The sequence below is a fragment of the Morganella psychrotolerans genome (genome assembly GCF_965118875.1).
GTDB lineage: Bacteria > Pseudomonadota > Gammaproteobacteria > Enterobacterales > Enterobacteriaceae > Morganella > Morganella psychrotolerans_C.
In genome coordinates, this window is record NZ_CBCPJD010000001.1 from 131,887 (window position 1) to 147,757 (window position 15,871).

Below are 15,871 nucleotides of genomic sequence, written 5' to 3' on the forward strand. Positions count from 1 at the left end.
ATGTTAAGTGTAAAAGATTTGCATGTCAGCGTGGAAGGTAACGAGATCCTCAAAGGGTTATCCCTTGAGGTAAAACCGGGTGAAATTCACGCCATTATGGGACCGAACGGCTCCGGAAAAAGTACCTTATCCGCTACTCTGGCGGGACGGGAAGATTACGAAGTCGATGGCGGCACCGTCAGTTTTAAAGGTAAAGATCTGCTGGAGCTGGCACCGGAAGATCGCGCCGGTGAGGGAATTTTTCTGGCGTTTCAGTATCCGGTGGAAATTCCCGGCGTCAGTAATCAGTTTTTCCTGCAAACCGCAGTGAATGCGGTGCGCAAGTACCGCAGCAAACCGGAACTGGATCGGTTTGATTTTGCTGATTTTATTGAAGACAAAATTGAGCTGCTCAATATGCCGCAGGATTTGCTGACGCGCGCGGTGAATGTCGGATTCTCCGGCGGTGAGAAAAAGCGTAATGATATCCTGCAAATGGCAGCGCTTGAGCCGTCACTGTGCATCCTGGATGAAACAGATTCCGGACTGGATATTGATGCCCTGAAAACCGTGGCAAATGGTGTGAATCAGCTGCGCAGCCCGGAGCGTGCTTTTATTATTGTCACGCACTATCAGCGCATCCTCGATTATGTGAAACCGGATTTTGTTCATGTGCTGTATCAGGGCAAAATTATTAAATCCGGTGATTTCTCACTGGCTAAAAAACTGGAGGAGCAGGGATATGGCTGGCTTATTGACCAACAGTGAACGCGGGCTGAAACGCAGTCAGGTCAGTGAGCGCAATGCGGCAGCAATGGCACAGATTGACGTGCTGATTGCACAACGTCAACGCCCGCTCTCAGACAATGCCCTGCATCACTGGCAACTGGCACAGAAAACCGGCTTTCCGGCGTTTCGTCAGGAAGACTGGCATTATACGTCACTGGATAATCTGCTTGCGGCAGAGTATCAGCAACGGATGGGTACAATTGATGCACTGCCTGCGGGCGTGATAACGACACTCAATGCTTACCGTGTGGTGCTGGTGGACGGTGTGTTTGCGCCACAGTGGAGTGATACGGATTTTGGTGCTTATGAACTGAGCATTGCCGATGATAAACGTGCGTTTCCGGCGGCAGTGAACGGAGAAATTTTCCTGCATCTGACGGAAAGCCTCGCGCAAAATCCTCTGGTTATCTGCGTGAAACAGGGTGTGCAGGCAGATAAATCTTTATATATCGTGAATATTTCAACGGCACACAGTGACGGGCTGAATATGTGTCACAGCCGTTATCATCTTGAGATCGGGGCAAATGCAGCCGCCTCGGTGATAGAACATTTTATCAGTTCTGGCTCAGCATCCGCATCCGCACATTTTACTGGTGCACGGCTGAGTGCCAATATTGGTGAAAACAGTGATTTTCGCCATCTGAAACTGGGTTTTGAAAATGCGCAGGCTTATCATTTCGCTCACAATGATTTAGTGATTGATGCCAATGCACGGGTGGAAAGCACCAGTTTTCTGCTCGGCGGCAAACTGACCCGGCATCACACCAGCACACAACTCAATGGTGAAGGTGTGATGCTTTCCATGAACAGTCTGGTACTGCCTAAGAATGGTGAGGTTGCTGATACGCGGACATATCTGGAACATAACAAAGGTTATTGTGAAAGCCGTCAGCGCCATAAAGTTATCGTGATGGATAATAGCAAAGCGGTATTCAACGGCATGATTAAAGTGGCTCCGCACGCCCTGAAAACAGACGGGCAGATGACCAATAACAATCTGCTGCTGGGTAAAAAAGCGGAAGTGGACACCAAGCCACAGCTGGAAATCTATGCAGATGATGTGAAGTGCGGTCATGGCGCGACCATCGGGCGGATTGATGAAGAGCAGCTTTTTTATCTGCGCGCGCGCGGGATCTCAGAAAAAGAAGCGAAGCAGATGATTATCCTCGCGTTTGCCGCAGAACTGACAGACAGCATCAGTGACAGCGTCCTTAATGATGTGGTGATGACGCGCATTCGCGGAGCACTTGATCAAGGCGATAAGGAGCGGGCATGAGTTATCCGGTACAGCAGTTGCGGGCAGATTTTCCGGTTCTGTCCGCTATTGTGAATGATAAACCGCTGGTCTATCTCGACAGCGCCGCCAGCGCACAAAAACCGCAGCAGGTTATTGATGCGGTCAGTGATTTTACAGCCCACCACTATGCCGCGGTTCACCGCGGCATTCACACACTGAGTGCGCAGGCGACCGCTGCCACAGAGGCGGTGCGGCAAAAAGCGGCTGACTTTATTAATGCGCCGCAGACGGAAGAAATTATTTTTGTTAAAGGGACGACTGAGGCGATCAATCTGGTTGCAGACAGTTTCGGGCGGGCATTTTGTAACGATGGTGACAATATCATCATTACTGAAATGGAACATCATGCCAATATTGTGCCCTGGTATATGCTGGCAGACAGCGCCGGGATTGACATCCGCGTTATCCCTATGGCAGATGACGGCACCCTGATACTCAGCAAATTACCGGAACTTATTGATAACCGGACGCGGCTGCTGAGTTTTACGCATCTGTCTAATGTGCTCGGCACGGTGAATCCGGTGCGGGAGATTATCGCACAGGCGCGTGAGCTGAGCCGTAACGCGGGCGGAGAGCTTGCGGTGCTGGTAGACGGCGCACAGGGTGCAATGCACCTGCCGGTCGATGTACAGGCGCTGGATTGTGATTTTTACGTCTTTTCCGGTCATAAACTGTATGGCCCGACAGGGATCGGTGTGTTGTGGGGACGAAAATCCCTGCTGGACGACATGCCGCCGCGTGAAGGTGGTGGTGCGATGATCGCTGAAGTCAGTTTAACCAACGGCATTACTTATGCCGGAGTTCCCTGGCGTTTTGACGCAGGTACACCTAATATTCAGGGGATTATCGGGCTGGGTGCAGCGCTTGACTATCTGGGACGTATTGGCATGAACGCGATTGCTGAGCATGAGCACGCACTGATGCAATATGCGGTTGCGCGGATGAACGAAGTTCCGGGTATTATTCTGTACGGTAATTCACAGCGCGAAGGGGTGATAGCTTTTAACCTCGGTGTTCATCATGCGTTTGATACCGGTGCTTTTCTTGATCGCTACGGCGTGGCAATCCGTACAGGGCACCACTGCGCGCAGCCGCTGCTGGCTCACTATGGTGTCAGTGCTATGTGCCGCGCCTCATTTGCGCTCTACACCACAGAGGCGGACATTGATATACTGATAAGCGCACTGCAACGAACTGCAAAACTGCTGGGTTAAGTAAGGATGGACATGAAGATTAATCTGCCGGATCAGGCAAAATTATTGCGCAATTTTGCCCGCTGTCATGACTGGGAGGAGCGTTACCTGTATCTGATTGAGCTGGGTGAAAAATTACCGGCACTGACAGAAACACAACGGGTAGCGCAGCATAAAATATCGGGCTGTCAGAGTCAGGTCTGGATAGCCATGCAACAGGATGATGAAGGACGGATCTGGTTTGCCGGAGACAGTGATGCGGCTATCGTGAAAGGGCTGGTGGCGCTGGTTATCGCGTTATATCAGGGCAAATTTCCGGCAGAAATCCGGGCGCTGGATATTGCAGATATTTTTAATCAGCTGGCCCTGTCTGTTCATCTGACACCCTCCCGTACTCAGGGTTTGAATGCAATGGTCAGAACAATCTTACAAAACACGCAGCAAATGAGATAAAACATCGTTCCCTTTTTCTCACTCCGCCAATAATATATACCCAACGTCATTCAGGATGCAGGAAGGCGGCAAGCTCTGACCGCCGGGGAGCCAACGAGCCTGCATCCTGAATGAATAAGGGTATAATACTTGTCGTGGCGGCTGAAAAACCGCCACGTATTTTATAACATCAGCTGAGGATCTGGTATGAAACGAATGCTCTCGTTGATGGGCGGGCTTTTATTAACCATTACTGCGTTAACCGCTCAGGCAACAGAATATGAACTCCCTGCGAATAAGGGACGGGTCATCGGTGAGAACACAACCTATATCGTGCCGGATGACGGGCGTTCACTGGAAGCGATTGCTGCGGAGTATGGCATCGGGTTATTAGCGATGCTGGAAGCCAATCCGGGAACTGACCCATATCTGCCGCAAGCCGGCAGTAAACTTATTATCCCGTCACAGCTTATCCTGCCGGACACGCCGCATCAGGGAATTGTGATTAATCTGGCAGAGCTGCGTCTGTATTATTATCCGCCGGGAACAAATACAGTGAAGGTTTATCCGATAGGGATTGGTCAGTTAGGGCGTGATACGCCTGTTATGACCACATCCGTATCACAATTGATTAAAGATCCGACCTGGACACCGACGGTCAATATCCGCAAAGCCTATGCCGCACAGGGAATTACGTTGCCGGGTGTTGTTCCTGCCGGACCGGAAAACCCGATGGGGCTGTTTGCGCTGCGTCTGGCGCACGGACGGGGTGAATATCTTATCCACGGAACCAATGCGGATTTCGGGATAGGCATGCGGGTCAGCTCCGGCTGTATCCGTTTGCGTCCTGATGATATCAAAGCCCTGTTTAACTCGATACCGAAAGGCACCCGTGTGCAGATCCTCAATGAGCCGGTAAAATATGCTGTTGAACCGGACGGTAAGCGCTACGTGGAAGTTCACCAGCCGTTATCGAAGAATAAAAATGACGATCCGCAGACTATGCCGATTGCCCGTTCAGCCGGGCTGATAAGCTTTATGCAGTCACCGGATACCAACAGTGACATTGTTGAACAGGCGATTATCCGTCGTTCAGGAATGCCGGTGGATGTGAGCCGCGATGCGCAATATCAGCAGGAAGAGTCAACATCGGGCAGTAATACCAATTTTGCCCCGGTGGAAATGGATGAAGAAGCTGAAATTAAAGCCTTGAATCTGAAACCGGCAGATTTCGCTCCCGGGCGGTTAACTCAACCGGGTCCGATTATCAGTGAGGACAGCGTCGAAGAGTAATAACCTGAGCTGTTGAGATAATATAAAAGCCACATCAGTATTTACCGGATGTGGCTTTTTTGTCGCTATGATGACGGATTGCAGACATAAAAAATGGCGTAACATATTTCATGTTACGCCATTCATTCTCAAGCTCGTGGTTACGAATTATTTTTTGTAAGAACGAACCTGGTTATCTAAGCGCTGGTTAGCGCGTGCTGCTTCGTCTTTAGCCTGCTGAACATCAGAGCGGATTGCGTTAACGTCGTTGCTCAGCTGATCAACTTTGGCATTCAGCGTTTTAACGTCGTTGTCCAGTTGGTCAAATTTAGCGTTAGAAGAACAACCTGCTAATAAGGCAGAAGCTAAAATTACAGCACCTAAAACAATTTTAGAACGACTCATTTTTATACCCTCTAGATTAAAGTTAATCGCCAAGTAGCACTTATGATATTACACATTTCAATACAGAAAGAGAATAGAAATTCAGCGTTTACAACGATAATCTTACCAAAACCGCAAAGAAAATCAAAAAAAACCATAATCGGCACGATTTTCAATCAAATATCCCGGTAGTGAAACAAACAGGGCTATTTACGGACATCTCATATTCAGAAAGTGATAATTATCCTGTGCAGGTACAGATTTCTGTTACGTTCTCTTACCCTTATTCATTCAAACTGCAGGTTCGTTGGCTACACTCAGCCCGCCGGGTCACATACTTGTGTATGCTCCTGGGCGGTCTGAGCTTGCCGCCTTCCTGCATCCTGAATGACATTGGGTATAGTTTAGAATAAAAAACGCACCCGTAAAGAGGGTGCGCTGATTATTCAGATAATCCTGAAAAACTACAGTAACTGGACAGATGAGGTATTGGTGGTGCCGCTCGGAACTAATGCACCTGAAACCATAACCACTATTTCGCCGTTAACAGCCAGACCACTTTCTAATGCAGCGTCACGTCCGATGCGGTAGAAATCATCCGTTGATGAGATTTCACTAACCAGTTTTGTGGTCACACCTTTTACCAGCAGAAGCTGACGGGCAGTGGTCGGATTGGTGGTCAGCGCCAGAATAGGGGCTTTCGGGAAGTATTTACGAACAGATTTTGCAGACTTGCCGCCGACGGTCGCAACAACAATCAGTGGTGCATCCAGGTTTTCTGACATTTCAACTGCGCCACGGCAAACTGCTTCTGTTACACGCAGTTTATGACCGGTTTGTAATTCACCTAGGCGGCTGTGCATCACGCGATCAGTACGCTCACAGATGGTCGCCATAATCGTCACGGCTTCAACAGGGTATTTCCCTTTCGCACTTTCACCGGACAGCATAACGGCATCTGTACCGTCCAGGATGGCGTTCGCAACGTCACCGGCTTCTGCGCGGGTAGGGCGTGGATTTTTGATCATGGAATCAAGCATTTGTGTTGCCGTAATAACGACTTTGCGCGCGGTATTACATTTTTCGATCATCAGTTTTTGTGCAAAAATCACTTCTTCAACCGGAATTTCAACACCTAGGTCGCCACGGGCAACCATGATCCCGTCGGATGCTTCGAGGATTTCATCGAAGTTGTTCATCCCTTCCTGGTTTTCGATTTTAGAAATGATCTGGATATGCGAGCCGCCGTTGGCTTGCAGATGAGCGCGGATTTCATCAACGTCTGAACGTTTACGGATGAAAGAGGCTGCAACGAAATCAACATTCTGCTGACAACCGAAAATCAAATCCTGTTTGTCTTTCTCAGCCAGTGCTGGCAGGCCAATTGATACATTCGGCAGGTTTACACCTTTGTTTTCACCGAGGTCACCGCTGTTGAGCACATCACAAATGACTTCTGTTGCGGTGGTTTCTTTAACACGCATACCGATAAGACCATCATCAACCAGTACGATATTGCCCGGTTTCAGATCACGCGCAAAGCCCGGATAGGTGACAGCAACACGTTCGCTGTTACCGATGACGGATTTATCAGTGGTAAAGGTAAAGGTCTGACCCGCAACCAGGGCGAAATCATTACCGCCTTCCAGTTTAATGGTCCGGATTTCAGGGCCTTTGGTATCAAGTAAAATGGCTGCTTTCTTACCGGTACGTTCACAGACAGCACGCAGATTTTTGATGCGCTGGCCGTGTTCTTCATAATCGCCGTGGGAGAAGTTCAGTCGCATCACATTCATGCCGGCATCTAACAGTGCTTCCAGTTTCTCTTCTGATTCGGTTTTAGGTCCGATAGTACAAACAATTTTCGTCTTTTTCATGACAGCCCATCTACAGTTATGAGAGTAAATAGTGAACAACCACTGGTATCTGACATGAGCGTTAACAAACGCCTCACATCATATCTTTAAGGATAGGCGATTGTCAGGGTTCCCGGGTTATTAAAATAAGTCGTTTTTGTAAAAGAACAGATTCAGTATACAGAGATCCGCTAAGGTTCACTCTGTTTCATTGCCGATAAATCAACAAGCTGAATCCATTCAACAACTGCACGGGCATTATAGAGGGTTATTAGTGTGATTTGAATCATAAAATCAGAAATTTTATGATTTTGGGTTTTCTGGCTATCAGGTGTTGTCTGTCGTTTCATTTAAATAAAAGAGTACCCCGCTATATGACCCTGTTTGATTGCGATTGCCCTGATATAATTCCGCCTGCGGTCTCTGTGATTTTCCAGGTAATACGAATGAAAGGCTGGCATAAAATTACACAAAATCCTGTGTAACATAAAAAAAGATATCTTTAATCCTGATTAAATTTCACTTATGGTTGTCATTCCTACGTAATTGCAACTAATCAGGGAATGATGATATGTCAGAAATCAGACCGAACATTTTCGGTAAAGCAATGGCACTTCATGGTGACAAAACCAGTACAGGAGCAACCTGTCTCGCCATAACTCATACTATCACCTGCGGCGGAAAAATAAGCCTCAGGGTTGGTGATCTCACCTCTCCTTGCCCGGGTGCGGACAAACAGGAAAAGTGATTACCGGAGAAAGCAGGATTAGTAATCACGGCAAAGCACAGGCCGTAGATGGCTCAATCGTTCAGTGCGGCTGTCCTTTCGGCTCTAATGTGGTTATTGCCGCAACCCCGTACCGAAACGCAGAGCCATTTAATTTGACCACATCAGACCACCCGTCCGGGGACGAACAAGGTACTGGTCAGCCTGATAACACACCCTTCCGGCAATATGACTCTCCCGTTTACAGCGAAGACAGCAGGATCAGGATTGATGCGCAGCGTCTGATAGATTGAGCCGCCGACATCTGCGAAAAACACCTGTATTACCCTGAAGTCAAAGATGGTTTTAAGCAGGAAATTCAATCCTTTGCCTATGAAGTGGTGCAGCAGGTTGAATCCGGTCAGATAAGTTATGAGCAGGGCGCAGAAGAAATCCAAAAAGAAGAAAAAAGCCTGACCGAACAATCTTTTGATTGGTTTGTTAATGGTTTGTCCATTCTCGGTGGATTAGGGATAACTGTAGCAGGGATCGCATTATGCTCAACCGGTGGTGGTTGTCTGATAGGCGCTCCTCTTATTACCCACGGACTGAACGGTATGTATGAGGGGGGAATGGGCTTTTACGAAGGAAACAGTGATGTTCAGGGGCCAGTCAGAGAGGGATATAAAGCTGCTGCAAAAAATCTCGGATTTAATGAATCGGTCGGAAATCTGGTTTATGACCTTGTTGATGCCGGGATCTCAATCCGGGGTAAATTAAAACTGGTTCCAAAATTATCTAAAGTTTATGATGACAGAAAAATAAAGGCTCTTGTACTCTTTCGTTACGGAAGAAAAGATCTGGATTATGCATTCAGGCAAGCTAATAAATATTTATTTTCTGCTGAGATAGCAAGTGATATAATTAATTTTATTAAAATAAAAGATGATATAAAAAATTCCTTTATATTTGATAAGACAACAGGGAACATTATGTTGAGTCTTGCTGAACCCGAAAAAATAACAAACATTAAATATGTTAAGGAACATTGTAGCTTGATTATGACCATCACAGGAACGGATGACTACCCGCCGTTGTACTATATGTGCAAAGATAAAAATGGAAATCGCTATGATGTTACTCAGGATGGTAAAATAACAGGAGGTTAATTGTATGGATACAAAAATATATATTTTCTTTGCGTTATCAGCCATTAATTTTATTCTTTTTTTAAATATGAATAAAGGTAAGATAAAAACCATAAGATACAAATTATGTATTGTATATTTTTATGCAATGTTTTTTGTATGCGCTGATATGATTCAATCGATGAGAACAGGTGAACTTCCTCAGTATTTATCATTGGCTATATTTGTAATGGCTATGGTAGTTGCAAACATCATTTTTATAGGAATGAAAGAATAGATTTTCTTAATGGCTATGTAGATCAAAATGGAGGATCTAACCCTGATGATTTTAATGGAGCAGGCTAACGCCGTCCGGGCAATCTGTCTGTGTATTAACAAGATCGGTATTCGATAAGTAAGATTTAGGATAACAAACGGAAAGAATTTGTACGCAGGAAAAGGTAACCGGATACTGCGAGAAATGGTGCGTCCAAGTGGACTCGAACCACCGACCCCCACCATGTCAAGGTGGTGCTCTAACCAACTGAGCTATGGACGCACTGTTTGAACTGTTGCTTTGCTGTGTTGCTGTAAAAGTATAAATGGTGCGTCCAAGTGGACTCGAACCACCGACCCCCACCATGTCAAGGTGGTGCTCTAACCAACTGAGCTATGGACGCATTATTTATAATTTCGCTGACAACGGAGACGGATATTAACGATCAGAACCCACTCTTGCAAGGGGAAAAACACATTTTCGTGTCCGACTGCTCGTATTTAACGCTATCGGACTGAAATATGTGCTTTTCCCGGTATTGCCGGGTAGAAAAAAGGATTAACGCCCCGCGCGTTGCAGAATAAAACTGTCCGGCTGTTTCTGTAACCACAGGATCCGGCAGGCCATTCCGATAGCCGCAGACGTTAAACCGATGATAAAACCAACCCAGAAACCCTGAGGTCCCATCGCCGGTACTATCCAATCCGTTAATCCTAAGATATAGCCGATTGGCAGCCCCAGAACCCAGTAAGCAACAAAGGTAATAAAGAAGATGGCGCGGGTATCTTTATAACCACGCAATACACCTGCGCCAATCACCTGAACAGAATCAGACAGCTGATAGACACCCACCAGCAGCATCAGACCTGATGCCATCAGTACCACTTCCGGGTTATCGTTATACAGCAGGGCGATAGGCTCACGGAGCAGCACGGTAAAGAGTGCTGTCATTGCCGCGATCATCAGACCGACGCCAAGCCCGGTATAGGAGGATACCTTTGCTTTCTCCGGGGAATCTTTCCCGAGATTAAAGCCTATCCGGATAGTGGTGGCGATGCCGAGTGAAATCGGGAACATAAACATCATGGAGCTGAAATTCAGGGCTATCTGATGCCCGGCGACCGCCGTGACACCCAAAGGTGCGACCAGCAGGGCGACAACCGCAAACAGCGTGACTTCAAAGAACAAGGCTAACGCGATAGGCAGCCCCAGCAGGGTGATCCGTTTTATAATTGTCCAGTCAGGTGCGGCAAAACGCTGTTTAGGACGCACATCCCGCTGAGAGCGGGCGCGTTTGACATACCAGCGCATAAAAAAGAACATTGCCCAGAATACGGAGGCGGTTGCCACACCGCAACCCACACCACCGAGTGCAGGCATGCCGAATTTCCCGTAAATAAAGATATAGTTAATCGGGATATTTACCAGCAGCCCCAGGAAACCAATCACCATTCCGGGCTTGGTTTTGGACAATCCCTCACACTGACTGCGCAGTACCTGATAATAAAGGTAACCGGGCGCGCCCCACATAATGGCATGGGTGAATCCGACGGCTTTTTCAGCCAGCAGAGGGTCAATATGCGGCATATTTTCAATAACAAACCGGCTGTTATAGAGCACCGCAATGACCAGAACGGACAGAAAAGTTGCCAGCCACATTCCCTGCTGTATCTGATTTGCTATCAGGGGACGGCGGCCGGAGCCGTTCATTTGTGCCACAATCGGGGTCAGTGCCATTAACAGACCATGACCAAATAATATCGCGGGCAGCCAGATAGAGGTGCCGACGGCAACCGCGGACATATCTGTCGCACTGACTCTGCCGGCCATAATGGTGTCAACCACGCCCATCGCGGTCTGGGAAAACTGCGCGATAATAACGGGAATACCAAGAGCGAGCAAAGTACGCGCTTCTTTTAAATACTTCTGCACGTAAATACACCTTTTATACAGATAGAAAAATAAGGAAAGAGATTCCGGGATACATTGATAATTTATCGGAGTATGCGATCAGGTATTCTAACGATTAAGCCAACACAAACCAATACAATTAAATGTGCGGGATGACAGGAGAAGGGCTGTTTAATTCTGTATTGTAGGATAAACTCAATAAATCTACTTATTTACTGACTGGAGATCCGCATGTTTACCGGGATTGTACAAGGCAAAGGCCCCGTCGTCGCCATTGAAGAAAAAGAAAACTTTCGTGTTCACACTGTGAAATTTCCGCCGGAATTACTGGGCGGAATAGAAACGGGCGCCTCGGTTGCACACAACGGCTGCTGTCTGACAGTCACAAAAATAGACGGTGATTTAATCAGCTTTGATCTGGTTAAGGAAACGTTAAGACTGACAAACCTCGGCAGTCTGAAAACCGGTGACAATGTTAATCTGGAAAGAGCCGCCAAATATGGTGATGAAATCGGCGGACATATTATGTCAGGCCATATTGTGACCACGGCGGAAATTGCCAAAATTTTTGTATCAGAAAATAATTACCAGATTTGGCTGCGCATCGAAGATAAAATGCTGATGAAATATATCCTGCATAAAGGATTTGTCGGTATTGACGGTATCAGCCTGACTATCGGTGATGTGGTCAATAATCGCTTTTGTGTGCATCTGATCCCGGAAACCTGCACCCGCACGACGCTGGGCAAAAAGCGTCTGGGGGATAAAGTGAATATTGAGCTTGATCCGCAGACACAGGCGATAGTTGATACTGTTGAGCGCGTACTGATGCAGAAAACACAGCAGTCACAAGAGTCTAAGACACCGCCTGCGACAACAGAACCCGCATAGTCCTGACAGATTATATGTAAAAAAATCCGGCACTGGTTTGGCATCAGTCCGGATTTTTTTGTGTCTGAAACGTTCAGCGGGCAACGCGCAAACCACCTTCACAGCCCTGCGGGCTCCATAATATCTGCCATAACTGAATATCACGGGCACGAAAAGCCCCCGCGCAGGCATTCAGATAGTAGGTAAACATCCGTTTGAAGCGGGGAGTGTAATTCTGCTCCAGATCAGGCCATGCATCCAGAAAACGGGCATACCACGCCATCAGTGTCCGGTCATAATCCGCGCCGAAATTGTGCCAGTCTTCCATGACTAATTTATTTTCACTGCTGTCACCGATATTTTGTACAGAGGGCAGACAGCCATTCGGGAAAACATACTTATCAATCCACGCATCGACATTCACTTTATTCCGGTTTGAGCCGATAGTGTGTAATAAGAAGAGGCCATCCGGCTTCAGATTGCGTTTTACCACATCAAAATACGTCGCGTAATTTTTCGGTCCGACATGCTCAAACATCCCGACTGACACTATCCGGTCAAATTGTTCATTTAAATCGCGGTAATCTTCCAGGATAATATTGACATCAAGATCAGCACAGCGTGCCTGCGCGTATTTTTGCTGTTCGGCAGAAATAGTCACCCCGGTAACAGAGACCGCAAAGTGTTTTGCCGCATAAGCCGCCAGCCCGCCCCAGCCACAGCCGATATCCAGAAGCCGCATACCCGGTTTCAGCTGTAATTTTTCACAGATAAGATGCAGTTTTTGTTCCTGCGCCAGAGGCAGGTTTTCCGGGGTATGACTCAGGTCTTTCCAGTAGCCGCAGGAGTATTGCATATACGGGTCGAGCATGCGCTCAAACAGGTCATTACCCAGATCATAATGCTCTTCACCCACAATCCTTGCCCGTTTACGGGTTTGAAGATTACGCAGGCGCGCCATAGCAATTTTAACAACATCATTGATATTTTTCGGAAGTTTGTCTTCCAGCCCGGCACGCAGCACACGTTGGAAAAAGAGATCCAAACGCTCACAGTCCCACCAACCGTCCATGTAACTCTCACCCAGTCCCATCGATCCCTGCTGCAATATCCGTTTAAAAAAATGGTTATTGTGCACTTGTATATCAAAAGGGCGGGTGCCGTTAATTTCAATACCGGCTTCATTTAAAAGGTCGGAAGTAATCCGCAGCCAGGCATCAGACTGCGTTTTTTGATTTTCGATACAATCAGAACTCATGTTATCTCCAATTTTTATCAAAGCGGGATTTTGAGAACTTTATTAATATCAGTTATGTTGCGCAGAAATAACAGAACATGACATGTTGTCCCTTACCGGGTGACGGTTATCATATTAATGTTATCTTTAAGATAAAAATAAAGTTCAAAATCCGGATTTAAGACTAATTGTCTGAAAAGTATAGGAGCCTGAAAGTAAATTTCAATGATAAAAAAAGCCGTAACTGAGTACGGCTTACAATTAGGAATATTCTTAAATTAATTGCAATTTATTGATTTTGTTCCGCAATAGTTACAGCTGTCCGGGATGAGCGGTGCTGCATAATATAGCCGCCGGCAGCCAGGATCACCGTAGCTGCCATGACTGCGGTTGTTGAGAGCAGCGGATTATTCATCAGGGCAGAGACGAGGAAACTGATGGCAGAACATAATCCTAACTGAATTGCGTTTTGTAACGCCGCGGCCTTACCACTGTGTGCCGGATAAACGGCCAGGGCATTTGATACCACTATCGGATATGACGCGCCGTTCATTGCCGCCATAAAGCAGAACGGGATCAGGATCTCAACCAGTGACGGATTACCGAATTTGGCCATAGCATACAGGCTTATCATACTGATGGCATAACCGGCCAGCAGGAACGGCAGTAATGTTTTACCTTTCACATAAGATAACAGGGCACGGCAGCCGTACCCGCCAACCATAAAGGCGATAGTCTGAGGAATATAACTCAATCCGATATCATTCGGGTTATATCCCATATCGCGCAGGATAAACGGTGAGCCGGTCAGCCAGGCAAAGAACCCGGCACTGCACGCGGCATAAATCAGCACATTACCGCTGTATATCGGTGATTTCAGCAGGCGGAAGAACGAGATCGCCTGCTTTTCAGGTTTGATACTGTCAGGTGCGGCAAATGCGTGTTTTTCTTTCAAAAACAGCGTCGGGAGAAGGATCAGAACAGTAATACCGCCGAGTAACAGGAAGATCTCATGCCAGCCGCCATGATTGAGCAGCCAGGCACCGAGCAGAGGAGCAAGTGCCGGAGAGAGAGCTACCAGCGGCATAATCGCGGCGAAAACACGCTGCGCGCGGTGGCTGTCATAGCGGTCAATCACCAGCGCCTGCCAGGTAACAGCAGCAGAACAGACGCTGACAGCCTGCACAAAGCGCAGTAATAAAAGTTGTGCCGGGGTGGATACCCACACCATAGCCAGACAGCTCAGGGCAAACAACCCTAATCCCATCAGCAGGACCGGCTTGCGCCCGATTTTATCGGAAAGCGGACCCCATAACAGCTGACCGATAGCAAAACCGACCAGGAAAATACTCAGACTGGCACTGATGGCGCTGGCACTTGAGTTTAAAGATACCTGCATCATACCGAAAGCAGGGAGATACATATCAATCGCGAGATAACCCAGCATGCTGAGTCCGGCGAGATAAAAAAGGAAGCCGCGGGAAGGCGATTTTTGAACAGTCACAAATGAATACCTGAATGTTAAATAAATGTTGTGCGAAAGTGTAATTCGTAAGTTGTTATTTTAACCATTCGAAATTTTCTTTGTAAAACGTTATTATTTGCACATTGCTGTGAAAAAATTTGAAAGGAGGGATTATGTGGTCAGAATATACGCTGGATGTGGTTGATGCAGTAGCACGGACAGGCAGCTTCAGTGCGGCGGCAGAAGAACTTCACCGCGTGCCCTCTGCGATAAGCTACAGTGTCCGCCAACTGGAAGAGTGGCTGGCAGTACCGCTGTTTGAACGACGCCACAGAGATGTGGAACTGACCCCTGCGGGTGTGTTGTTCGTCAGAGAAGCCCGGACTGTTATCAAAAAAATGAAATCCACACGACATCAATGTCAGATGATAGCCAACGGCTGGCGTGGTGAATTCAGTATTGCGGTTGACTGTATCGTGAAACCGGCACGAATAACGCGACTTCTGTTGGATTTTTACCATCATTTTCCGGACATTGAGCTGTTTATTTATCCGGAAGTCTTTAACGGGGTATGGGATGCATTGGTGGACCGGCGGGTGGATGTGGCGATTGGCGCAACCAGGGCATCTCCCATCGGTGAGCGCTATAATTTCCGCGATATGGGATTTATGCCGTGGCGGGCTGTGGTCAGCAAAGCACACCCGCTGGCATCGGCGGATAGCCTTCTGACGAATGAAGAAATGGTGCTGTACCCGAGTTTGTGCCTGGAAGATACGTCCCGTTCGCTGCCCAAACGCGACACCTGGGCGCTGGATAACCAGCGCCGTCTGATAGTCCCGGACTGGGACAGCGGAGTTGCGTGTGTGGAGGCGGGGCTATGTGTGGCAATGATGCCGGCGCACCGCGCTGACCCGCTGATTGCGGCGGGCAGGCTGGCGGCACTGAAGATTGAACAACCGTTACCGGACAGCCCGTGCTGTATCACCTGGGTGGATAAAAATACCTCACCGGCTCTAAGCTGGCTGCTCGATTATCTCGGTGACAGCGAAACCCTCAATGCCGAGTGGTTGCGCTGA

General features: G+C 47.7%; 16 protein-coding genes and 2 tRNA genes. 11 read left to right on the forward strand and 7 right to left on the reverse strand.

The genetic code is table 11. The features are described from left to right. The 5 genes from sufC to ACMHKJ_RS00610 all read left to right on the forward strand — a co-directional run bounded on the left by sufC (position 1) and on the right by ACMHKJ_RS00610 (position 4,983). Positions 1-747, forward strand: a complete 747-nt coding sequence (gene sufC / locus ACMHKJ_RS00590; protein ID WP_413491555.1) for a Fe-S cluster assembly ATPase SufC — start codon at positions 1-3, stop codon at positions 745-747. Then, on the forward strand, positions 722-2,044 hold the full coding sequence (gene sufD / locus ACMHKJ_RS00595; protein WP_413491556.1) for a Fe-S cluster assembly protein SufD: 1,323 nt from the start codon (positions 722-724) through the stop codon (positions 2,042-2,044). The genes sufC and sufD overlap by 26 nt, the downstream gene beginning before the upstream one ends. Then, entirely contained in the window at positions 2,041-3,279 is a 1,239-nt protein-coding gene (sufS, locus tag ACMHKJ_RS00600) for a cysteine desulfurase SufS (RefSeq protein ID WP_413491557.1), read from the forward strand. Before sufD ends, sufS begins: the two co-directional genes overlap by 4 nt. A gap of 12 nt (positions 3,280-3,291) precedes the next feature. Further along, complete coding sequence (sufE, locus tag ACMHKJ_RS00605) at positions 3,292-3,711, forward strand: cysteine desulfuration protein SufE (protein ID WP_413491558.1); 420 nt, start codon at positions 3,292-3,294, stop codon at positions 3,709-3,711. Positions 3,712-3,897: 186 nt separating this feature from the next. Then, complete coding sequence (locus ACMHKJ_RS00610; protein ID WP_413491559.1) at positions 3,898-4,983, forward strand: L,D-transpeptidase family protein; 1,086 nt, start codon at positions 3,898-3,900, stop codon at positions 4,981-4,983. 147 nt (positions 4,984-5,130) lie between these two features. Here the strand turns inward: ACMHKJ_RS00610 and ACMHKJ_RS00615 are convergent, their stop codons facing one another. Next, positions 5,131-5,367, reverse strand: coding sequence for a major outer membrane lipoprotein (locus ACMHKJ_RS00615; protein WP_067398128.1), 237 nt, complete (start codon positions 5,365-5,367; stop codon positions 5,131-5,133). A gap of 443 nt (positions 5,368-5,810) precedes the next feature. Continuing rightward, entirely contained in the window at positions 5,811-7,223 is a 1,413-nt protein-coding gene (gene pykF / locus ACMHKJ_RS00620) for a pyruvate kinase PykF (protein ID WP_413491560.1), read from the reverse strand. 550 nt (positions 7,224-7,773) lie between these two features. On the opposite strand from pykF, the gene ACMHKJ_RS00625 reads away from it, so the two are divergent. The 4 genes from ACMHKJ_RS00625 to ACMHKJ_RS00640 all read left to right on the forward strand — a co-directional run bounded on the left by ACMHKJ_RS00625 (position 7,774) and on the right by ACMHKJ_RS00640 (position 9,333). Continuing rightward, complete coding sequence (locus ACMHKJ_RS00625; RefSeq protein ID WP_413491561.1) at positions 7,774-7,950, forward strand: PAAR domain-containing protein; 177 nt, start codon at positions 7,774-7,776, stop codon at positions 7,948-7,950. Further along, positions 7,947-8,222 (forward strand): PAAR domain-containing protein, encoded by a 276-nt coding sequence (locus ACMHKJ_RS00630; RefSeq protein WP_413491562.1) that lies wholly within the window; start codon positions 7,947-7,949, stop codon positions 8,220-8,222. Before ACMHKJ_RS00625 ends, ACMHKJ_RS00630 begins: the two co-directional genes overlap by 4 nt. Before the next feature lie 87 nt (positions 8,223-8,309). Continuing rightward, on the forward strand, positions 8,310-9,077 hold the full coding sequence (locus ACMHKJ_RS00635) for a DUF4225 domain-containing protein (protein ID WP_413491563.1): 768 nt from the start codon (positions 8,310-8,312) through the stop codon (positions 9,075-9,077). Positions 9,078-9,081: 4 nt separating this feature from the next. Further along, a complete protein-coding gene (locus ACMHKJ_RS00640) occupies positions 9,082-9,333 on the forward strand; it encodes a hypothetical protein (RefSeq protein WP_413491564.1) in 252 nt (83 codons plus the stop codon). 184 nt (positions 9,334-9,517) lie between these two features. On the opposite strand, the gene ACMHKJ_RS00645 is transcribed toward ACMHKJ_RS00640, so the two are convergent. The 3 genes from ACMHKJ_RS00645 to ACMHKJ_RS00655 all read right to left on the reverse strand — a co-directional run bounded on the left by ACMHKJ_RS00645 (position 9,518) and on the right by ACMHKJ_RS00655 (position 11,244). Further along, positions 9,518-9,594: transfer RNA gene (locus tag ACMHKJ_RS00645), tRNA-Val, on the reverse strand. Positions 9,595-9,638: 44 nt separating this feature from the next. Then, a tRNA-Val gene (locus ACMHKJ_RS00650) sits at positions 9,639-9,715 on the reverse strand. A gap of 155 nt (positions 9,716-9,870) precedes the next feature. After that, positions 9,871-11,244, reverse strand: coding sequence for an MATE family efflux transporter (locus ACMHKJ_RS00655; protein WP_413491565.1), 1,374 nt, complete (start codon positions 11,242-11,244; stop codon positions 9,871-9,873). A 210-nt stretch (positions 11,245-11,454) separates the two neighbouring features. Here ACMHKJ_RS00655 and ACMHKJ_RS00660 point away from each other — a divergent pair, with 210 nt between their 5' ends. Continuing rightward, entirely contained in the window at positions 11,455-12,114 is a 660-nt protein-coding gene (locus tag ACMHKJ_RS00660; RefSeq protein WP_413491566.1) for a riboflavin synthase subunit alpha, read from the forward strand. A gap of 73 nt (positions 12,115-12,187) precedes the next feature. Here the strand turns inward: ACMHKJ_RS00660 and cfa are convergent, their stop codons facing one another. Together cfa and punC are read right to left on the reverse strand one after the other, a co-directional pair. Further along, on the reverse strand, positions 12,188-13,351 hold the full coding sequence (gene cfa / locus ACMHKJ_RS00665; RefSeq protein WP_413491567.1) for a cyclopropane fatty acyl phospholipid synthase: 1,164 nt from the start codon (positions 13,349-13,351) through the stop codon (positions 12,188-12,190). Between the two features lie 268 nt (positions 13,352-13,619). Further along, on the reverse strand, positions 13,620-14,834 hold the full coding sequence (gene punC / locus ACMHKJ_RS00670) for a purine nucleoside transporter PunC (protein WP_461435642.1): 1,215 nt from the start codon (positions 14,832-14,834) through the stop codon (positions 13,620-13,622). 134 nt (positions 14,835-14,968) lie between these two features. Here punC and punR point away from each other — a divergent pair, with 134 nt between their 5' ends. After that, entirely contained in the window at positions 14,969-15,871 is a 903-nt protein-coding gene (gene punR / locus ACMHKJ_RS00675; protein ID WP_413491568.1) for a DNA-binding transcriptional activator PunR, read from the forward strand.